General features: G+C 70.8%; 20 protein-coding genes. 11 read left to right on the forward strand and 9 right to left on the reverse strand.

Annotation, left to right across the window (positions count from 1 at the left end):
- Positions 1 to 11: 11 nt before the first annotated feature.
- The 5 genes from GXP74_RS12765 to GXP74_RS12785 all read right to left on the reverse strand — a co-directional run bounded on the left by GXP74_RS12765 (position 12) and on the right by GXP74_RS12785 (position 5,082).
- Entirely contained in the window at positions 12 to 1,361 is a 1,350-nt protein-coding gene (locus tag GXP74_RS12765) for an acyltransferase (protein ID WP_182451604.1), read from the reverse strand.
- A 140-nt stretch (positions 1,362 to 1,501) separates the two neighbouring features.
- Positions 1,502 to 2,653, reverse strand: coding sequence for an MBL fold metallo-hydrolase (locus tag GXP74_RS12770; RefSeq protein WP_182451605.1), 1,152 nt, complete (start codon positions 2,651 to 2,653; stop codon positions 1,502 to 1,504).
- A 91-nt stretch (positions 2,654 to 2,744) separates the two neighbouring features.
- Positions 2,745 to 3,197 carry a MaoC family dehydratase gene (locus GXP74_RS12775; protein WP_182451606.1) on the reverse strand — a complete coding sequence of 151 codons (453 nt, stop codon included), beginning with the start codon at positions 3,195 to 3,197 and terminating at the stop codon, positions 2,745 to 2,747.
- 77 nt (positions 3,198 to 3,274) lie between these two features.
- Positions 3,275 to 3,592 carry a hypothetical protein gene (locus GXP74_RS12780; RefSeq protein ID WP_225447888.1) on the reverse strand — a complete coding sequence of 106 codons (318 nt, stop codon included), beginning with the start codon at positions 3,590 to 3,592 and terminating at the stop codon, positions 3,275 to 3,277.
- A complete protein-coding gene (locus tag GXP74_RS12785; protein ID WP_182451607.1) occupies positions 3,586 to 5,082 on the reverse strand; it encodes an SDR family NAD(P)-dependent oxidoreductase in 1,497 nt (498 codons plus the stop codon). The genes GXP74_RS12780 and GXP74_RS12785 overlap by 7 nt, the downstream gene beginning before the upstream one ends.
- Positions 5,083 to 5,302: 220 nt before the next feature.
- Here GXP74_RS12785 and GXP74_RS12790 point away from each other — a divergent pair, with 220 nt between their 5' ends.
- A complete protein-coding gene (locus tag GXP74_RS12790; RefSeq protein WP_182451608.1) occupies positions 5,303 to 5,572 on the forward strand; it encodes a hypothetical protein in 270 nt (89 codons plus the stop codon).
- An 18-nt stretch (positions 5,573 to 5,590) separates the two neighbouring features.
- Here GXP74_RS12790 and fabG read toward each other — a convergent pair whose 3' ends face one another.
- From fabG to GXP74_RS12805, 3 genes are all read right to left on the reverse strand, one after another.
- Positions 5,591 to 6,349 (reverse strand): 3-oxoacyl-ACP reductase FabG, encoded by a 759-nt coding sequence (fabG, locus tag GXP74_RS12795; protein WP_182451609.1) that lies wholly within the window; start codon positions 6,347 to 6,349, stop codon positions 5,591 to 5,593.
- Between the two features lie 64 nt (positions 6,350 to 6,413).
- On the reverse strand, positions 6,414 to 7,601 hold the full coding sequence (locus GXP74_RS12800; protein ID WP_182451610.1) for an acetyl-CoA C-acyltransferase: 1,188 nt from the start codon (positions 7,599 to 7,601) through the stop codon (positions 6,414 to 6,416).
- Positions 7,602 to 7,649: 48 nt separating this feature from the next.
- On the reverse strand, positions 7,650 to 8,813 hold the full coding sequence (locus GXP74_RS12805; protein WP_182451611.1) for an acyl-CoA dehydrogenase family protein: 1,164 nt from the start codon (positions 8,811 to 8,813) through the stop codon (positions 7,650 to 7,652).
- Positions 8,814 to 8,976: 163 nt separating this feature from the next.
- On the opposite strand from GXP74_RS12805, the gene GXP74_RS12810 reads away from it, so the two are divergent.
- The 10 genes from GXP74_RS12810 (at position 8,977) to GXP74_RS12845 (ending at position 17,381) form a co-directional block, all read left to right on the forward strand.
- Positions 8,977 to 9,639 (forward strand): TetR/AcrR family transcriptional regulator, encoded by a 663-nt coding sequence (locus tag GXP74_RS12810; RefSeq protein WP_182451612.1) that lies wholly within the window; start codon positions 8,977 to 8,979, stop codon positions 9,637 to 9,639.
- 263 nt (positions 9,640 to 9,902) lie between these two features.
- Positions 9,903 to 11,222 carry an ABC transporter substrate-binding protein gene (locus tag GXP74_RS12815; RefSeq protein ID WP_182451613.1) on the forward strand — a complete coding sequence of 440 codons (1,320 nt, stop codon included), beginning with the start codon at positions 9,903 to 9,905 and terminating at the stop codon, positions 11,220 to 11,222.
- A gap of 88 nt (positions 11,223 to 11,310) precedes the next feature.
- A complete protein-coding gene (locus GXP74_RS12820) occupies positions 11,311 to 12,243 on the forward strand; it encodes a carbohydrate ABC transporter permease (RefSeq protein ID WP_182451614.1) in 933 nt (310 codons plus the stop codon).
- Positions 12,240 to 13,157 carry a carbohydrate ABC transporter permease gene (locus tag GXP74_RS12825; protein ID WP_182451615.1) on the forward strand — a complete coding sequence of 306 codons (918 nt, stop codon included), beginning with the start codon at positions 12,240 to 12,242 and terminating at the stop codon, positions 13,155 to 13,157. Before GXP74_RS12820 ends, GXP74_RS12825 begins: the two co-directional genes overlap by 4 nt.
- Positions 13,158 to 13,446: 289 nt before the next feature.
- Positions 13,447 to 13,767, forward strand: a complete 321-nt coding sequence (locus GXP74_RS40270) for a helix-turn-helix domain-containing protein (RefSeq protein ID WP_225447889.1) — start codon at positions 13,447 to 13,449, stop codon at positions 13,765 to 13,767.
- A gap of 122 nt (positions 13,768 to 13,889) precedes the next feature.
- Complete coding sequence (locus GXP74_RS40275; RefSeq protein ID WP_225447890.1) at positions 13,890 to 14,666, forward strand: hypothetical protein; 777 nt, start codon at positions 13,890 to 13,892, stop codon at positions 14,664 to 14,666.
- A gap of 461 nt (positions 14,667 to 15,127) precedes the next feature.
- Positions 15,128 to 15,385: a hypothetical protein gene (locus GXP74_RS12835; RefSeq protein WP_182451616.1), complete on the forward strand. Its 258-nt coding sequence runs from the start codon at positions 15,128 to 15,130 to the stop codon at positions 15,383 to 15,385.
- 30 nt (positions 15,386 to 15,415) lie between these two features.
- Positions 15,416 to 15,928, forward strand: a complete 513-nt coding sequence (locus tag GXP74_RS40280) for an MvdC/MvdD family ATP grasp protein (protein ID WP_225447891.1) — start codon at positions 15,416 to 15,418, stop codon at positions 15,926 to 15,928.
- Between the two features lie 68 nt (positions 15,929 to 15,996).
- Positions 15,997 to 16,293, forward strand: a complete 297-nt coding sequence (locus GXP74_RS40285; RefSeq protein WP_225447892.1) for a hypothetical protein — start codon at positions 15,997 to 15,999, stop codon at positions 16,291 to 16,293.
- The gene (locus tag GXP74_RS12845; protein WP_225447893.1) at positions 16,290 to 17,381 is read left to right on the forward strand and encodes a methyltransferase domain-containing protein; all 1,092 of its coding nucleotides are present in this window, start codon (positions 16,290 to 16,292) and stop codon (positions 17,379 to 17,381) included. The genes GXP74_RS40285 and GXP74_RS12845 overlap by 4 nt, the downstream gene beginning before the upstream one ends.
- Positions 17,382 to 17,813: 432 nt before the next feature.
- On the opposite strand, the gene GXP74_RS12850 is transcribed toward GXP74_RS12845, so the two are convergent.
- Positions 17,814 to 18,728, reverse strand: coding sequence for a hypothetical protein (locus GXP74_RS12850; RefSeq protein ID WP_182451618.1), 915 nt, complete (start codon positions 18,726 to 18,728; stop codon positions 17,814 to 17,816).
- Positions 18,729 to 18,733 lie beyond the last annotated feature (5 nt).

Below are 18,733 nucleotides of genomic sequence, written 5' to 3' on the forward strand. Positions count from 1 at the left end.
GCCGCCGCGGCTCACAGCACCTTGGGGGTCGCCCCGGCGAGCCCCGGGAGGAGGTCCTCGGGGTCGCGGAAGCGGTGCAGGGCGGCCCGGCCGCCGGGGGTGCGCAGCCGGGCCGCGAGGCGGGCCGGGAGCACCACGGTGAACAGCGCGCCGGTGCCCTCGAAGCCCTCGACCACCCAGGACACCCAGGGCAGCGGGAGGTTGCCGGTCGGGCTGAAGAACACCGGGCGGCGGCCGCCGAAGACCGCGTCGTAGGCGCCGAAGCGGCTCCAACTGGAGAAGGTGAAGCGCTTGTTGGCCGGGTCGAAGCCGAGCGGGACGCAGTCGCGGAACCGGGAGCGGCCGATCGACTCCAGGAACACCAGGTTGGCCCGCAGGTTGAGGTGCGAACGGGGGAAGTCCTCGATCGCGGTGCGCAGCCCCACCGCGATCACCTCGGCCGAGGCGCGCGGCGGGCACTCCAGGTGGATCTCGCTGAGCAGGTTGCCCACGGCGTCGGCCGGAAGGTCCAGCGGCCGACGGACGTTGACCGGCACGGTGAGCCAGCGGGCCTCCGGATCGTCGTCCAACTCCCGCACCGAGCTCACCACATGGCCGCACAGGGCGTCGCCGATGGAGAGCTTCTGGCCCGCCGCCTCACTCAACCGGTCGCGCATGCGCCGGAGTTCGGCGTCGCCGAAGTAGACCTGCACGGTCCGGTTGGCTCGGGTGGCGGCTTCGAACTCGCGCCGCAGCTCGACCGCCTGTTCCGGATCCGGCAGTCGGAAGCCGGGCCGACCGCTGTCCTGCTGCGGCAACACCTGCTCCAGGTAGGCGTCCTGATCCGGCAACAGCAGCGCCTCCGGCAGCGGGAGTTGTTCAACCGCCGCTGACCAGGCCCGCATCAGCAGCATGAAGGTCTGCACGTCGCCCAGGGCGTGGTGCCAGGAGCAGCCCAACGCCGTTCCGCCGCCCGCGAGTCGGCTGACCCGGACGGTCAGCAGCGGCAGTTCGCCGTCCCGCGCGGCCTGGGCGTCCACCTGGTCCACCAGGCCGGATCCGGGCAGCGTCACCCGGGCCATGGCCTGCGCCAGGGTCTCGTCCATGTCGTAGACCGCCAGCGGTACGCCGGAGTCGTCGCAGACGATCTCCAGCAGGTCCGCGCGGGTCCGCAGCCGCCCGGCGAAGGTCGGCAGCAGCTCCAGGGCGCGGGCCAGTCCGCTCGCCAACCGCTCTTCGTCCAGGGTCTGTTCGAAGAAGTAGACGACCGAGACCGACAGGTCCGCGAGCATGGTGTCCACCAGGCCGCAACGGATCACCGTCCCTGGCGGGTTGCCGGTGCGGACCGTGTGGGATTCCCGAAGTTCCGGCCAGGCGCTCATGGTTGGGGTGCTCCGATCGGTGCCGCTGTCGGGTCAACCGGAACAATAGGGGCAGCACCCGGAAATGGTCCAGACCTATCGGCAAGCAAGCCGCCCCCGGCCGGTCACAGCCGGTCGGGGGCGGCCCGGGTCGGGCCCGGCTACACCCGGACCTGCGCCGGGCTCGGGTCGGGCTCCGGCTGGACGGCGCGGTCGGGGACGGGCGGGGCGGCGGTGATCGCGCGCCACCACGGGCGCGGCTCGGCCACCTCGGCCGGTTCGAAGGGCTCGCCCGGGCGCGGGGTGGCCACCAGCACGCCGACCTCCGCCGCCGCCGCGAGGGTGCGCTCGATCGGCTCCTCCCAGCGGTGCGGGGCCAGGTCGAAGGTCGCCCAGTGGATCGGCAGCAGCACCGCGCCGCCGCCCAGGTCGCCGTGGGCGCGGACGCCCTCCTCCGGCGTCATGTGCACCTCGGGCCAGAAGTCGCTGTACGCGCCGACCTGCATCATGGTGACGTCGAACGGACCGTGCTCGGCGCCGATCGCGGCGAAGCCGGGGAAGTAGCCGGTGTCGCCGCTGTGGAACAGCCGGTGCCCGCCGCCCGCGACCACCCAGGAGGCCCACAGCTGGTGGGTGCCGGTGCGCGGGCCGCGGGCGCAGTAGTGCCGGGCCGGGGTCGCGGTCAGGGTGAGCCCGGCGAGCTGCGCCGACTCCTGCCAGTCCAGCTCGGTGATCCGCTCCGGCGGGACGCCCCAGCGCTCCAGGTGCGCGCCGACGCCGAGCGGGACGGCGAAGTCCGCGCCGGAGCCGATCAGGGTCCGGATCGCGTCCATGTCCAGGTGGTCGTAGTGGTCGTGGGAGACCACGACCACGTCCACCGGACCCAGGTCGGCCAGCGGCAGCGGGTTCGGGTGCAGCCGACGCGGGCCGAACCCGGGGACGGGGGAGCAGCGGTCGCCCCAGACCGGGTCGAACAGCACCCGGCGGCCGTGGATCTCGGCGAGCACGGTGGCATGGCCCATCCAGGTCAGCCGCAGCCCGCTGACCGGCGGGACCGCCAGTTCGGCGGTGGTCAGCGGGTGCACCGGGACCCGTCCGGCCGGTTTGCTGCCCCTCTTGGTCAGCCCCGCGCGCAGCCCCGGGCCCAGCGAGCCGGGGAGCAGCCGCCGGGTGGGGACGGGGTTGCGGAAGGACCCGTCCACGAAGTTCGGTGAGGCCTCGATCCGGGCGAGCCGCGCGCCGGTCGGCCGGGCGCCGAAGGCGTCGGGACGCCGGTCGGCGATGCGGGAGTACCACGGGCGGGAACCGGGCACGGAGCCCTCCTCCTGAAGGAACTGGGGACCACCGCAGCCTATCCACCGCTGGTCCCGGCGGCCTGGCGTCCGGCCGGGCCCGCGACCGGGCTCAGGCGTAGAAGCGGGTGATCGTCTCGGCCACGCAGTGCGGCTTGCCGCCGTCGCGCCCGCTGATGGTGAAGCGCACCACGGCCTGGACGCCGCCCGCGACCTCGTCAGCGGACACCAGTTCGGCGGTCGCCCGGATGGTGGAGCCGACCGGCACCGGCGAGGGGAAGCGGACCTTGGCGGAGCCGTAGTTCACGGCCATCCGGATGCCCTCGACGCCGAAGCACTCCTTGGACAGCGCCGGGATCATCGACAGCGTGAGGTAGCCGTGCGCGATGGTGGTGCCGAAGGGGCCCTCCTTGGCGCGCTCCGGGTCCACGTGGATCCACTGGTGGTCGCCGGTGGCCTCGGCGAACAGGTCGATCCGGTGCTGGTCGACGGTGTGCCAGCCGCTGGTGCCCAGTTCGGTGCCGACGGCGGCGGTGAACTCGGCGAGGGATGCGAAGGTCGTCATGCTGCTGCCTCTTCCCGGAGCTGCGGGTGCCGCGCCCGGTGCGGGCGCCTCTGGGGGAGGCTATCGCTACTGGCGGGTCACTTGTCCTCCGGGCGGGTGGCCGGTGACGGCGGACCCCAGTGGCCGTGGAAGGCGAACGGCCACTGGTGCGGCGGCCGGGCCAGCAGCTCGGCGGGCGGCTCGGGCAGCCGCGCCGGGCGGGGCGCCCCGGCGGGGGAGCGCAGGATCACCACGATCCGGTCGTCGGCGGCGACATAGACGTCCGCGCGGCCGCCGTCGTTGTCGGGGCCTGGGCCGGGATCGTTCGCGAGCTGCCGCTCGACCCAGGCGAGCAGGTCGGGCAGCGCTCCCGGCGCGGCCCTGACCTCCCACATCAGCGTGTCGGCGGTCACCACGGGGAGGGCGCGTAGTCCTTGAGGAAGACCCCGTACAGGTCCTCGCCGTGCTCGCCGCGGACGATCGGGTCGTAGACCCGGGCCGCGCCGTCCACCAGGTCCAGCGGGGCGTGGAAGCCCTCCTCCGCCAGCCGCATCTTGTCCGGGTGCGGGCGCTCGTCGGTGATCCAGCCGGTGTCCACGGCGGTCATCAGGATGCCGTCCTGGTCCAGCATCTCCTGCGCGCTGGTGCGGGTGAGCATGTTCAGCGCGGCCTTGGCCATGTTGGTGTGCGGGTGGCCCGGGCCCTTGTAGCCCCGGCTGAACTGGCCCTCCATCGCGGAGACGTTCACCACGTACTTGCGGTTCGCGGTGGACGCCGCCATCGCCGGGCGCAGCCTGCTGACCAGGATGAACGGTGCGGTGACGTTGCACAGCTGGACTTCCAGCAGCTCGATCGGGTCGACCTCGTCGATCTTCTGGCTCCAGCTGTTCACCGGGTCCAGGTCGGGGACCAGGCCGCCCGCGTCGATCGCGGTCCCGGCCTCGATCAGCGCGGGCGCGGCCGAGCCGCTGGTCAGCGCGAGCGCGGTGAGCGCCTGGGCGCTGAGCTCGCTCTGGCGGCCCCGGGTCTGGCTGGGCAGCGCGGGCTGGCGGCTGAGGTCGAAGCCGCCGAGGACGACGGACTCGGGCAGCTCACCGGCGGGCAGCGGGGCGTCCTCGGCGTTGATCAGCTCGGCGTAGGCCTGGGCGCTGCGGCGGACGGTCTGCGCGGCGTTGTTGATCAGGATGTCCAGCGGGCCCTGCGCGGCCACCGAGTCGGCCAGCGCGATCACCTGCGAGGGGTCGCGCAGGTCGATGCCGACGACGCGCAGCCGGTGCAGCCAGTCGGCGCTGTCCGGCATCGCGGTGAAGCGGCGGATGGCGTCGTTGGGGAAGCGGGTGGTGATGGTGGTGTGCGCGCCGTCGCGCAGCAGCCGCAGCGCGATGTACATGCCGATCTTGGCCCGGCCGCCGGTGAGCAGCGCCCGGCGTCCGCTCAGGTCGGTGCGGGCGTCCCGGCGGGCCCGGTTCTCGTGGGCGCAGGGCTGGCAGAGCTGGTGGTAGAAGGCGTCGACCTCGACGTAGCGGGTCTTGCAGATGTAGCAGGAGCGGGGCCGCTCCAGCACGCCCGCGATCGGCCCGGCGGTACCGCTGGTGAGCTGTAGGCCCTGGGTCTCGTCGTCGATCCGGTCGGCCGCGCCGGTGGCGGTGGACTCGGTGACGGCCCGGTCGTTGGCGGTCTTGGCGGCCCGGCGCTCCTGGCGGCGGCGATGCTTGACCGTCCGGTACAGACCGGCGGTGGCACGGCGGACGGCGATGGCGTCCGGGTGGTCGATCGGCAGCCCGTCGAGCTCGGCCAGGACCTCCAGGGCGAGGGCCAGGCGTGCCGGGTCGATGCCGGGGACGTCCTCCGGCCGGGGGCCGTCCTCGGCGAGGAGGGTCGTGCCGCCGTCAGGTCCTGCGCTCATGCCGCTGCCGTTCGTGGGTCGCTGGTGGATGGGGCGGTGGCGGGGCCGCGACCGGGGACGCCATGACCGGAGTACCGGGGCGCGGCGCGGTGCCAACTGCGACACCTTACGCAGCCGGGGGCCCCGGGCCCAAATGGTGCCGTCGGCCGGGCCCGGCCGACGGCACCCGGTCGGCCGTCCCCGCGCGCGGGCCTGGCCCGGAGCGGACACAGTGGTGGACATGGCGAACGAACAGAATGCGAACCGCGGCCCGTCCTTCGACGTGGACCGCAGGCTGCTGGCGGCGGGAGCGGTACTCACCGGGACCGGGGCGCTGCTGGCGCTGGTCGGCACGGTGATCGCGGGCACGGCGCTGGCCACGGCCGGGCGCGGCTGGGTCCGGCAGCTGGAGGTCCCGCCGACCGAGCTGGCGAACCGCACGCTGCGGCAGGCCAAGCACGCCTCCCGGGCCGGGGTCGAGGCCTGGCGCGCCCAGGCGCAGCACAACTGACCCCGCCCCCGGGCCGCCCTAGCGGGCGCCGCCGTTGACGTACAGGGTCTGGCCGCTGACGTAGGAGGAGTCCTCGGAGGCGAGGAAGGCCACCACCGAGGCGATGTCCTCGGGCCGGCCGACCCGGCGCAGCGGGGTGCGCTCGGCCGCCAGCTCCTGGTGCTGCTCGGCGGTCGCGCCGACCCGCTCGGCGGTCGCCGCGGTCATGCCGGTGGCGATGTAGCCGGGCGCGACCGCGTTGACGTTGATGTTGAACGGGCCCAGTTCGATGGCCAGGGTCGCGGTCAGGCCCTGGATCCCGGCCTTGGCGGCGGCGTAGTTGGCCTGCCCCCGGTTGCCCAGCGCGGAGCGCGAGCTCAGCGAGACGATCTTGCCGTAGCGCTGCTCGCACATGTACCGCTGGGCGACGTGCGCGCAATTGTAGGCGCTGGTCAGGTTGACCGTGATCACGTCGTCCCAGTCCTGCTTGGGCATCTTGAAGAACAGGTTGTCGCGGGTGATCCCGGCGTTGTTGACCAGGATGTGGATGCCGCCGAGCTCGGCCGCGACCTGGGCGAAGACGGCCTCCACGGCGTCGTGGTCGGAGACGTCGCAGCCGTAGCCGCGGGCGGTGCCGCCGGTGGCGGTGATCTCGTCCACGGTGCCCCGGGCGCGCTCGGCGGTCAGGTCGACCACGGCGACGACGGCGCCCTCGGCGGCGAGTCGGCGGGCGGTGGCCGCGCCGATGCCCTGGGCTGCTCCGGTGACCACGGCGACCTTGCCGGTGAAACGGGTCATGACTGCTGCTCCTGGATCTTCGTTGGTCCCTGTCGTTCCCGGTACGGATGGTGCCGGGGTGAGGTCAGTCGCGGTCGACCAGCACCGCGGTGCCCTGGCCGACGCCGACGCACATGGTCGCCAGGCCGCGCCCGGCGCCGTCGCGGTTCATCCGGTGCAGCAGCGTGGTGAGGATGCGCGCGCCCGAGCCGCCCAGCGGGTGGCCCAGCGCGATCGCCCCGCCCTGCGGGTTGACCAGCTCCGGATCGACGTGCAACTCCCGGACGCAGGCCAGGGCCTGGGCCGCGAAGGCCTCGTTGAACTCGGCGGTGTCCAGGTCGTCGACGGAGCGTCCGGTGCGGGCCATGACCCTGCGTACGGCCGGGACCGGCCCGATGCCCATGACGTCAGGGTCGACCCCGGCGCTGGCGCCGGCCACGTACCGGCCCAGCGGCTCCAGGCCGAGCTCGGCCAGGGTCTCCGCGCTGACCAGCAGCAGCGCGGCGGCGCCGTCGTTCATCGGCGAGGAGTTCCCGGCGGTGACCGTGCCGCCCTGGCGGAACACCGGCTTCAGCGAGGCCAGCTTCTCCAGCGTGGTGTCGGCGCGGATGGTCTCGTCGGCGCCGACGACGGTGCCGTCGGCCAGCGCCACCGGCGCGAGCTCGGCGTCGAACAGGCCCTCGGCCCGGGCCCGGGCGGCCAGCCGCTGGCTGCGCAGGGCGAAGGCGTCCTGGTCCTCGCGGCTGACCTTGAACCGGCTGGCCACCTCCTCGGCGGTCTCGCCCATCGACAGCACCCCGTGCAGCTCGCGCATCCTCGGATTGGTCATCCGCCAGCCGAGCTTGGTGTCGAAGATCTCGGCGCCCAGCGGCAGCGCCTGCTCGGCGCGGGGCAGCACGAAGGGGGCGCGGCTCATCGACTCCGAGCCGCCCGCCAGCACGATGTCGGCCTCACCGGAGCCGATGGCCCGGGCGGCGGCGGTGACCGCCTCCAGACCGGAGGCGCAGAGCCGGTTCAGGGTGGCGCCGGGGACGGAGTCCGGGATCCCGGCGAGCAGCACCGCCATCCGCGCGACGTTGCGGTTGTCCTCGCCGGACTGGTTGGCGGCGCCCCAGTAGACGTCGTCGATCCGGGCCGGGTCGAGGCCGGGCGCGCTGTCGAGCACGGCCCGCAGCGCGGTGGCGGCCAGGTCGTCGGGGCGGACGGTGGACAGGGCGCCGCGCAGCCGCCCGACGGGGGTACGGCGGGCGGCGGCGAAGTAGACGGGGCGCATGGGTCGGTACTCCTTGAGGGGGAGGAGGTGGAGGAACCGGGGAGGCCGTCAGAAGGCGTTGACGCCGGTCAGGGCCCGGCCGATGAGCAGCTTCTGGATCTGGCTGGTGCCCTCGTACAGGGTCATCACCCGGGCGTCGCGGACGTACTTGCCGACCGGGTACTCGTCGATGAAGCCGTAGCCGCCGAAGACCTGGAGGGCGGTGTTGGCGGCCTTGACGGCGGCCTCGGAGGCGTAGAGCTTCGCCACCGAGGACTCGGTGGCGAACGGCAGCCCGCGTTCGATCAGGTCGGCGACCCGCCAGACCAGCAGCCGGGCGGCGTCCAGTTCCACCTTGATGTCGGCCAGCATCTCCTGCACCAGCTGGTGTCCGGCGATCGGCCTGCCGAACTGCTCGCGCTGGGTGGCGTAGGCCACGGCCGCGTCCAGCGAGGCCTGGATGATGCCGACGCACCCGGCCGCGACCGACATCCGGCCCTTGGCCAGCGCCGACATGGCCACGCTGAAGCCCTTGCCCTCGGTGCCGAGCAGCGCGCCGTGCGGCACCCTGACCCCTTCGAACACCAACTCGGCGGTGGGCTGGCCGCGCAGCCCGAGCTTGCCGTGGACGGTGGTGCGGGTCAGTCCGGGGGTGTCGGTGGGGACCAGGAAGGCGCTGACGCCCTTGTGCCCGGCCTGCTCCGGGCCGTCGCCGCCGGTGCGGGCGAAGACCAGGGCCAGCTCGGCCCAGGTGCCGTTGGTGATGAACATCTTGGCGCCGTCGATCACCCAGGAGTCGCCGTCGCGGACCGCCCTGGTGCTCAGGTTCCCGGCGTCGGAGCCGGTACCGGGCTCGGTCAGGGCGAAGCAGCCGAGGGCGTCGCCGGAGGTGAGCCGGGGCAGCCAGTGCCGCTTCTGCTCCTCGGTGCCGTAGTGCGCGACCGACTTGGCGACCAGCCCGAGCGAGACCGACAGCAGCCCGCGCACCGAGGAGTCACCGCGTCCCAGCTCCTCGGTGACCAGGACGTACGAGAGGTGGTCGCCGCCGGAGCCGCCGTACTCCTCGGGGATGGTCAGCCCGAGGAAGCCCAGCGCGCCGAGCTTCTTGACGATGCCCCGGTCCACCTGCTCGGCCCGGTCCCAGGCGGCGGCGTTGGGTACGATCTCGCGGTCGGTGAAGTCGGCGGCCAGCCGTCGGACGGCGGCCTGCTCCTCGTTCAGCTCCAGGTTCACGGTGATCCTCGGCGGTGTCGGGCGGCCAGGTGGTGAGCGGGTGGTGGTGAGCGGGTGGTGGTGAGCGCCGCCACCCAATAAACTAGCGCTGCAAGTTTTTGGACTCTAACTCCTTCCCGGGCCCCAAGGGAAGCCGTGCCGGACTGTCGATCGAGGAGGTGTCGTGGCCAGACCGCGCAATCCCCTGCTGAGCCGCGACCGCATCGTCGGCGCGGCACTCGCCCTGGCGGACGCCGAGGGCCTGGCCGCGCTGTCCACCCGCAGGCTCGCCGCCGAGCTCGGGGTGAGCGGCCCCTCGCTGTACAACCACTTCGCCACCAAGGACGCGCTGCTGGACGCGGTGGTCGACCACGTCGTCGGCGAGGTGGACCTGTCCATGTGGGAGCCGTCCCGGTCCCCGGCGGCGCCCGTGGACTGGGCGCTGGCGCTGCTCTCCTGGGCCCGCTCCTACCGGGCCGCACTGGTGGCCCACCCCCACCTGGTGCCGGTGCTGGCGCAGGGCCCCGGCCGCCGCGCCAACGCGCTGCGGCTGGCCGACGCGGTCTTCGGCGGCCTGGTCGACGCGGGCTGGCCCAAGGCCGACGCCACCCGGATCGGCGCGCTGATGCGCTACTTCGTCTTCGGCTCGGCGCTCGGCTCCTTCGCGGCCGGCTTCGTCGACGACCGGCAGGTCTACTCCGAGGACTACCCGCACCTGGGTGAGGCGCACCTGCTGGCCGAGCGGCGGCGGCAGATCGACGAGGGCGCCTTCGAGACCGGCCTGGCCGCGCTGGTCGAGGGCCTGGCGGCGCAGTACGGACGGCTGGCGGGGCCGGACGCCGGCTGAGACCGCCGCCTGGCGCCCGCCGCTGTTTCCCAATTGTTACGCCAGCGATCGTGAATCAACACTCTCCAACATTCACGCAATGCCCCGCTCAGCGGCCATGTCCGCCCCGGCGGTCGGCCGTTCGCCCGGTGCACCCCAACTGCCGTGCGTGATTAGGGCGATCGGAGCGTGTGAGAAGCCTTGACAGCCCTTCCCAAGGTTGGTGATATCTGAACGCTCGCGTTCGTTTGTGTTTTCATTCGCACCCCTGGGGAGGGGTCAGCATGCAGCGCTTCAGCACCGGAAACCAGACCTTCAGCCGACGTTCGATGCTCCGCGGCGCCTTGATGGGCGCGGGTGCGCTCGCCCTGCCGCCGTTGCTGTCCGCCTGTGGCGGCAGTGGCTCGTCGGGTGGCAGCAGCAGTGGCAGCAAGGTGGTGACCTACGGATCCAACGCGGCCGTGCCGCAGCCGAAGGGCGCCTACGAGACCCTGTTCGCGCAGGCGCAGAAGGCCACCGGCTACACCGTGGACGTGAACTGGGTGGACCACAACACGTTCCAGCAGAACATCACGACCTATCTGCAGGGCAACCCGCAGGACGCGTTCGACTGGTTCGCCGGTGAGCGGATGCAGTTCTTCGCGGCGCAGGGCCTGTGCGACCAGATCGACGACGTCTGGGCGAAGATCGGCGGGAACTACACCGACGCCATGAAGGCCCAGAGCAAGGGCACCGACGGGCACTACTACTTCGTGCCGTTCGACTACTACCCCTGGGCGGTCTACTACAGCAAGAGCCTGTGGGCGGCCAAGGGCTACAGCGAGCCGACCACCTGGGACGAGTACATCGCGCTGGCCAAGAAGATGAAGGGCGACGGGCTGATCCCGATCGCGTTCACCGACAAGGACGGCTGGCCCGCGATGGGCACCTTCGACTACCTGAACATGCGCATGAACGGGTACGACTTCCACATCGACCTGATGCGCAACGGCACCAACTGGAACACCCCGCAGGTCAGTGCGGTCTTCGAGCAGTGGAAGCAGCTGATTCCGTACTACTCGCCGGGTTTCCTCGGGCTGACCTGGCAGGAGGGCGCGGCCCAACTGCTGAACAAGCAGGCCGGGATGATGGTTCTGGGGCTGGACCAGATCGGCACCATCTTCACCGGTGCCAAGGCCGACGACCTGGGCTTCTTCGCGTTCCCGGAGATCAACCCGAGCTACGGGCAGGACTCGGTGGAGGCCCCGATCGACGGCATGATGCTGTCGAAGTCGCCGAAGAACCGCGCGGGCGCGGTCGCGCTGCTGGAGTACCTGGGCACCGCCCCCGCGCAGCAGTTGTGGCTGGCGGCCGACCCGGCCGACATCGCCACCGCCAACGGCGTCGACACCTCCAAGTACACCCAGCCGCAGACCGATTCGGTGACGCTGATTCAAAAGGCGTCCCACATCTCGCAGTTCATGGACCGCGACACCCGTCCGGACTTCGCCGACCCGGTCATGCTCCCGGCGATCCAGCAGTTCCTCAACAGCCCCGGAAGCGTCTCCAGCATCCTGTCGGGCATCGACAAGCAGGCCAAGCTGATCTGGGCGAGCAACGGCTGACCCCCCGGGTCCGCCGCCGGTGGCGTGCGGCGCCGCACGCCACCGGCCCTGTCAGGCACCTCTCAATCGTCTGGGTAATGAGGATCGTATGACCGTATGGGAAGCCGCCCCCCGGCGGCGGCGCGCCCGGCGGCGGCACCTGTCACGCGGGGACCGGGTGGTCCTCACACTGATGGCCGGAGTACCGCTGCTACTGACCCTGTCCTTCGTCTGGGTCCCGGCACTGCTGTCGATCGTCCTGTCCTTCTCCAGCTGGCCCGGGATCGGCGGGGTCTCCTCGATCAAATGGGTCGGCCTGCAGAACTACCACACCATCTTCACCATCTACCCGCAGTTCTACCCGGCCCTGGAACACAACCTGATCTGGCTGGCGGTCTTCTTCGCCCTGCCCGCACCCGCCGGACTCTTCCTCGCCGTCCAACTGGACAAGCAGATCCGCTTCTCCCGGATCTACCAGAGCGTGCTGTTCCTACCGGTGGTGCTCTCACTGGCACTGATCGGCTTCATGACCGAGCTGATCTTCTCGCCCACCCAGGGCCTGCTCAACAACCTCACCGGCCACGCCGGACAGAACGACATGATCGACTGGCTCGGCAACCCGCACCTCAACATCTGGGCCGTCCTGCTGATGGCCTGCTGGCGGCAGACCGGCTACGTCATGATCATGTACCTGGCCGGACTCAAAAGCGTCGATCCCTCCCTCAAGGAGGCCGCCGCCCTCGACGGCGCCGGACAATGGCAGACCTTCCGCCACGTCGTATGGCCCGCCCTGCGCCCCATCAACGTCGTCGTCCTGGTCATCACCGTCATCGAATCACTACGCGCCTTCGACATCGTCTACGTCATCAACCAAGGCACCAACGGCCTGGAACTCCTCTCCGTCCTGGTCACCGACAACATCGTCGGCGAGGCCAGCCGCATCGGCTTCGGCTCCGCCCTGGCCACCATCCTGCTCCTCATCTCGATGGCCTTCATCGTGCCCTACCTGATCAGCACCTTTCGGAAGGACGGGCAGGAATGACCACCATCAGCACCGTACGCCCGACCACCGACAACCCGACCCACCGACCCGACCACCGCCCACCACGCATCGGCCGCCTGGGCCTGCACGCCTTCCTGATCGGCACCTCGGTCATCTGGCTCGCCCCCCTGGCCTACGCCCTGTTCACCGCGCTACGCCCCTACGCCGACACCGAGAAGTACGGCTACGTCTCCCTCGGCGGCCACTTCGGCTTCGGCAACTTCACCACCGCCTGGACCCAGGCCGACCTGCCGCTGTACTTCTGGAACTCGGTCATCATCACCGTACCGGCGCTGATCCTGACCCTGCTGCTGGCGAGCATGGTCGCCTTCGTGGTCTCCCGCTACCGCTTCCGCATCAACATCGCCCTGCTGATGGTCTTCACCGCCGGCAACCTGCTGCCGCAACAGGCGATCATCACCCCGCTGTACAAGATGTACCAGCTGATCCCCCTGCCGATGTGGCTGTCCGACTCCGGCAAGATGGACGACTCCTACCTCGGACTCATCCTCATCCACGTCGCCTTCCAGACCGGCTTCTGCGCCTTCGTGCTGGCCAACTACATGCGCACCATCCCGACCGAGCTCAGCGAGGCCGCCATGGTCGACGGCGCCTCGGCCTGGCGGCAGTACTGGCAGATCATCATGCCGCTGTGCCGACCGGTACTCGCCGCCCTGGCGACCCTGGAGTTCACCTGGATCTACAACGACTTCTTCTGGGCCACCGTGCTCATGCAGACCGGCGACAAACGACCGATCACCGCCGCCCTGAACAACCTCTCCGGAGAGTTCTTCGTCAACAACAACCTGATCTCGGCGGCAGCCCTGATCGTCGCCGTCCCCACACTCGTGGTCTTCTTCCTGCTCCAGAAACAGTTCGTCTCCGGTCTCACCCTCGGCGCCAACAAAGGCTGACACGCTCCCCCCGGCTCGGTCGTCGCAGGTTTCCCCGACCCGGCGGCGGTGCCGCGGCTGCCGCCGCCGGGCCGACGCCGCCTCCGCCCGCCATCGCCCAGGCGATGGTGCTGCCGACGATCTCCCGCACCAAGTCCATCAAGGACGTCCAGCACGTGGTGATCCTGATGCAGGAGAACCGCTCCTTCGACGGTCCGCCCGAGTCGCTTTGACCCCTGATGCCGCGAAGCCTCGCGCGGCTCGGTCCGGGCGTACTCTGCAAGTACAGCGAGCCTCATGGGAGAGCGACATGACTGACCTTCCAACCGGCCTGACGACCGGTGAGCGAATTCGGGCAGTCCGGGAGCGGCGCGGCATGACCCGTCCGGTCCTGGCCGGTTTGGTTGGGCGGGGAGCCGTCTGGCTGAAGAAGATCGAGAGCGGTGAACGCGAACTGCACAGCATCACCATGCTGGTGAAGCTCGCGAGCGCACTGCACCTCGATGATGTTTCGGCGCTGACCGGCGGAACCAGCGTCCCCGTGACCAGCGGCAAGCTTTCACATGAATCTGTCCCGCTCATCCGTGAGGCCATGCATACCGTTGCATTCCTGCCTCGCCCCCCGGGGTAGCGGCTCCGGCAGTCTTGCGCGGGCGAGTCGAGCAGGCATGGCGCCTCTGGCACACAAGCCGATTCCAGCGCACCGAGGTCGGGGCGCTACTGCCCTCACTGATCATCGACGCTCACGCCTGCATGAAGGCGAACAAGGGTGACGCACAGCGCGAGGCGCAGGCCGCCGCTGGAGACCTGTACCGGTTGGTGCAGCGTCACCTGGCCCATATCTCCGAAGCTGAGCTGTACTGGCTCGCTCTCGACCGATCTCGGTCGTACAGCGAGCAGGCTGACGACGCTGTATCTCTCGCCCTGGGCGCGTGGACGGTCAGCATTGGTCAGCGGGCTGCCGGGTACGTCGAGGATGCCGTCAGGTCGGCGGAACTGGGCATGTCGGTGATCCGCCCGAAGCTGGAAGGCGGCTCGCTTGATGCGCTTGCTGCGTATGGCCAGCTCAACCTCCAGGCTGCGACCTGCGAAGCCCTTGATGGCCGATCCGGCCCGGCGGACCGTTACCTTGAGGAGGCGGCCCGATCGGCGGCCAAACTGCCCGACGGATACTGGCACGCGCAAAGCGCGTTCGCGATGTCGAACGTCCACGTTCACTCGATCAGCCTCGGGACCGGTCAGTTCAAACCTGGCGAAACCCTGCTTCGAGCGGAGACGATCGATCCCCTGACCGTGGTGTCTCTCGAACGCCGGTCGCGCCTCCTCATGGACATCGCGTCAGCCCACCACCAGCGTAAGGAGGGCGCGGCGGCAGTGCACTACCTGTCGCAGGCGTGCGAGGTGACCCCCGAAGGAGTCCGGTACGTCCCTGGTGCTCGGGCACTTGCTGCGGCCATCGAGAGGGAAGCGAAGGGAACCCTCAAGGCTTCGGCGTCCGCCCTGGCCGAGTCCCTGGGCGTCGCCGCCTGAGATCAACATCCTAGGGATACAGTTTGTACCCCTCGCTTGCCCTGAATGCCCTTACCGTTCTTGGACGGTGAAGGGCATTCAGTTTTTCGAATGCCCCCAACGCAGGGGAGCGGTGACGATGGGCGAGACGCGGGGGGAAGTGGACGGCTTATTGATCATGGACGGCGACGGCAACCCGCTCGCCTTCGGTGCCTTCTCCGAGCGCAGGATCTCCCGGCGTGCTCCTGCCCCGCCTGCCGCCCGGCCCGAGCGATCGAATCGGGCAGGCTGAACGTCAGCACCTGAGCCAACTGTCGCGAAAGCGGGCCACCACCAGCGGGCCGGGCTCACCGGCGGTGCCTGCGGCGCGCACCCACGAGCGCCATCGCGCTGGGTACCCAAGACCCCTGCCCCTTGTGGGGGCGGGCCGCACGACGGCTGCGGGGACCGACTTCCCGCGACATCTGCGAAAGGAATGCGCAGTGACCACTGATCAGACCCTGGAACGGGTGCCCTTTGGTGCCCGGGGGCTCAAGGACGCCTTTCGGGTGCGGATCGACCCGAGCGAGTTCACGTTCGACAGCGCCCGCCAGTTGAACGTCACGCCGACCGGCGAGCTTTGGGCGGCGACGCCCATGGCTGCGTCCAGCACCGCCACGAACGCCGACTCGAACGGGAAGCCCCCGGACGAGGGCGCGGACCCGTACGCCTTCCCCGGCGACGAGCCCGAGAGGCTGTAGCCCGTGGCCCCACCGAGCGGGAGCGTCCTGGTGGTCGCGGAGGATCTCGACCCGTCAGCCGACCTGGTCGTTGCCGAGTTGGCTGACCGGCAGGTTCCGGTGGTGCGGTTCGACCTCGCCCACTTCCCGCAGCGCTTGACCCTGGTCGCCGAGCATGACGGCACGATCCCGGGTTGGTCGGGTCTACTGGAGACGACCGCTCGCACGGTGAGGTTGGAGGAGGTCCGGGCCGTCTACTACCGGCGGCCGGGCCTCCCCGTCCCCTCGCCTGACATCGCAGCCGACTACCGCCAGTGGGCCGTCAGCCAAGCCCTGGTTGGAATGGTGCAGGTGTTGTCGTCCCTGCCGGTGGTGTGGATGCACCACCCGGACGTGTATCGGGCCAGCGCCCACAAGCCCGGGCAGCTGGTCACAGCTTCAGCATCCGGTCTGCGGGTTCCGCGCACCATGGTGACCAACAGCGCGGAGCATGCTCGACGCTGGGCAAAGACCATCGGTGGCCCGCTGATTGTAAAGCCGGTGACGGCGGCGAGTATCAACTGACCGCCCACCTGTTGCAGGAGTGGGTACCCAAGGCATTCGAGGTGCGGTTGACGGTGGTGGGGTCCCGCATGTTCGCAGCGGCCATCCACGCCGGCAGTGAGGCGGCATCGGTCGATTGGCGGTCGGACTATGACGCGCTGACATACGAGGTGGTTTCGGTCCCGGACGCTGTCGCCGATGGCGTGCGGTTGTTCATGTCGCACTACCAACTGAACTACGGGGCGTTCGACTTCGCGGTGACCCCTACCGGTGACTGGGTGTTCTTTGAATGCAATCCGGCCGGGCAATGGCAGTTCATCGCACAGGCCACGGGTCTTCCCATCGCCGAGGCCCACGCCCGACTCCTGCAAGGAGCAATGTCTTGACGCTCGATGACACCGCAGCCGTCCTGCGCGCCGTCCTGTCGACTCAGTTGGTCGGAGCAGGGACCATCACTGACCCCGCGTGGGCGCGAGTTGTCAGTACCGTGCCCCGGCACACGTTCGTCCCGGAGTTCTTCCGGCAGCGACCCGACGGTGCGTGGGAGACGGTCCACGACCGGATGCCGGGCTACTTGGAGGCCGTCTACGCTGACGGGTCGCTGACGACGCAGCTCACGGCCGGAGTGCCGACGTCTTCGTCGAGTCAGCCGGATCTCATGCTGACGATGCTGGAGGCGCTGGAGGTTGCCGACGGCATGCGGGTGCTTGAGGTGGCTACGGGCAGTGGCTACAACGCCGCATTGCTGAGCGAGCGGCTGGGCAGCGATCACGTGGTGACGGTAGAGGTGGACCCGGGACTGACAAGGCTTGCCGAGTCCCGACTGTCCGCCTGTGGGTACACGCCCACGCTCATCACGGGTGACGGGCGCGAGGGGTACGCCGAGGCCGCGCCCTACGACCGGCTGATTGCCACCGTGGGCATGGACCACATCCCTCCCGCCTGGCTCACTCAGGTTCGCCCCGGTGGAGTCATCGTCAGCCCGCTCGGCTGGGGGAACGTGCGGTTGGTGGTAGCCGACGACGGTGGGGCTGAGGGCCGGTTCCTGCCTGGCGGTTCATTCTTCATGCCGGTGCGGGAGAGCGGTGGCACGGGAGCACCGCCCTATCCCGGACAGCCCGAGGTGCTCACCTCCCGACCGGCCATCATGGACCCGTCAACTCCCTTTGCGGATGGGGGGCTCGCCTTCGCCCTGGCACTGATGGTTCCGCACGTGGGTATGGCCAGTGAACGAGACTCCGAAGGCGTGATTGCGGCGGCGCAACTGTGGGCGGCGGACGGGTCCTGGGCTCGCGCCGAGGATGGACAGGCTCTCCAGGGGGGTCCCCGACGTCTGTGGGACGAAGTCGAGAGGGCACAGGCGCTGTACGCCGATCACGGCAGGCCCGCACGGGAACGATTCGGCATCACGGCCACGGCGCTCGGGCACTCGGTGTGGCTGGACCAGCCGAGCACCGCTCTGACCATCGCCTGACTTTCAAGGGAGCCCCCAACGAGTGAGACGCGCGGGGCCGACAGGACGACGTGATCTGCGCGTACCGCAGGAAGCGCGTATGCCTGCCGCGCGCGGGGCTCGTCCGGGTGCGGGGAGGGAGCCTCGGCAAGGGTCGGCGCACGGTGCGGTCCGGCAGCGCCCACCAGCGTGGCGGCCGGGGGCAGGGCACCCGGGTACTGCGCGGCCACGACACCGTCGAGCAGACCTGGCGCACCGAGGGCCAGGGGAACTGGTGCGACGTCAGCGTGACCGCGCTGGAAGGCCTTCGTTCGTCCGGTGCTACGCCGGGCACCTGGAGGGCGGCGAGGCGAGCATCAGCGACCCTGGTCCGCAGCACAACTGATCCTGCGTCATATCGCCTGCTGACGAACGGGATTCGCTCCGAGCGGGGAGGGGCGGAGCCCGGTTCGGTCAGTCGGCGGCCCGGTCCCAGGCGCGTAGCGTCAGCAGCGCGGTCAGGGTGACCCCGGGCCGCGACTCGACGGCGGTGGTCGGCGCCCACTGGGCCCAGTTGATCGGCCAGCCGCCGTCCGGCCGCTGCCGCGCCGCCAGCTCGTCCAGGCCCCGGGCCAACTCCGCCTCGGTGAACCAGGACCGGGCCGGGCTGTCCGGGGTCGGCGCGTAGTCGTGGACGAGGTGGTGCTCGCCCGGCGCGTAGCCGGGGGCGGGCGGCGTCCGCTCCGGGTGGTCGGGGTCGAGCAGCACCAGCCGCTGTTCGCGCACCAGGCCGCCCAGCCGGGCGGTCTGCGCGTCGGCGAACTCCCGGTCCGGCGCGTGCTCCAGGAACGCCAGTGCCGCCTCCACCTGGTACGGGTGGGTCTCCTCGATGCCCCGCACCGCCGCCACGCAGAAGGCGGTCGCCCGGTCCAGCCACGGGTGCGTGATCTTGTTCTTCCACAGCAGGCCCGCGATCGGCCCGGTCGCCAGCAGCTCCCCGGCGGGGGTGTCCGGCACCGGCAGCCACGGCGGGCGCGGGTAGTCCCGCAGCGAGGGCAGCACCGCCGGTACCCCGCCGTCGGGCGTGCCGACCGAGACCAGCCAGTCGCACAGCCCGGCCGCCGACCGCTGGTCCAGCGCGCCCAGCCGGTCCAGGATCCGGAGCGCGGCCGGGAGCGCCAGCGGTTGCGCGGCCGGGCCCCGGACGTCCGGCTCCAACCCGAAGGCGTAGCCGCCGTCCGGCGTCCGGTAGGCCTCCAGCGCCGCCAGCACCCCGGCGGCCGGTCCGTCGCCGAAGAGGTGGGCGTAGCGCCGCTGCTCCAGCACCCGGCCGGTCAGCCAGACGAAGTCCCGGGCGCGGGTGAGCACGGAGTCGGTGAGTCGTTTCATGCCCC

Source organism: Streptacidiphilus sp. P02-A3a (assembly GCF_014084105.1).
Taxonomy (GTDB): Bacteria; Actinomycetota; Actinomycetes; order Streptomycetales; family Streptomycetaceae; genus Streptacidiphilus.

Bases quoted from the DNA above. Each gene is read 5' to 3' on its own strand.
- GXP74_RS12765 (WP_182451604.1), bottom strand. From the start codon at position 1,361: ATGAGCGCCTGGCCGGAACTTCGGGAATCCCACACGGTCCGCACCGGC.
- GXP74_RS12775 (WP_182451606.1), bottom strand. From the start codon at position 3,197: ATGACGACCTTCGCATCCCTCGCCGAGTTCACCGCCGCCGTCGGCACC.
- GXP74_RS12785 (WP_182451607.1), bottom strand. From the start codon at position 5,082: ATGAGCGCAGGACCTGACGGCGGCACGACCCTCCTCGCCGAGGACGGC.
- GXP74_RS12790 (WP_182451608.1), top strand. From the start codon at position 5,303: ATGGCGAACGAACAGAATGCGAACCGCGGCCCGTCCTTCGACGTGGAC.
- fabG (WP_182451609.1), bottom strand. From the start codon at position 6,349: ATGACCCGTTTCACCGGCAAGGTCGCCGTGGTCACCGGAGCAGCCCAG.
- GXP74_RS12800 (WP_182451610.1), bottom strand. From the start codon at position 7,601: ATGCGCCCCGTCTACTTCGCCGCCGCCCGCCGTACCCCCGTCGGGCGG.
- GXP74_RS12815 (WP_182451613.1), top strand. From the start codon at position 9,903: ATGCAGCGCTTCAGCACCGGAAACCAGACCTTCAGCCGACGTTCGATG.
- GXP74_RS12820 (WP_182451614.1), top strand. From the start codon at position 11,311: ATGACCGTATGGGAAGCCGCCCCCCGGCGGCGGCGCGCCCGGCGGCGG.
- GXP74_RS12825 (WP_182451615.1), top strand. From the start codon at position 12,240: ATGACCACCATCAGCACCGTACGCCCGACCACCGACAACCCGACCCAC.
- GXP74_RS40270 (WP_225447889.1), top strand. From the start codon at position 13,447: ATGACTGACCTTCCAACCGGCCTGACGACCGGTGAGCGAATTCGGGCA.
- GXP74_RS40275 (WP_225447890.1), top strand. From the start codon at position 13,890: ATGAAGGCGAACAAGGGTGACGCACAGCGCGAGGCGCAGGCCGCCGCT.
- GXP74_RS40285 (WP_225447892.1), top strand. From the start codon at position 15,997: ATGTTCGCAGCGGCCATCCACGCCGGCAGTGAGGCGGCATCGGTCGAT.
- GXP74_RS12850 (WP_182451618.1), bottom strand. From the start codon at position 18,728: ATGAAACGACTCACCGACTCCGTGCTCACCCGCGCCCGGGACTTCGTC.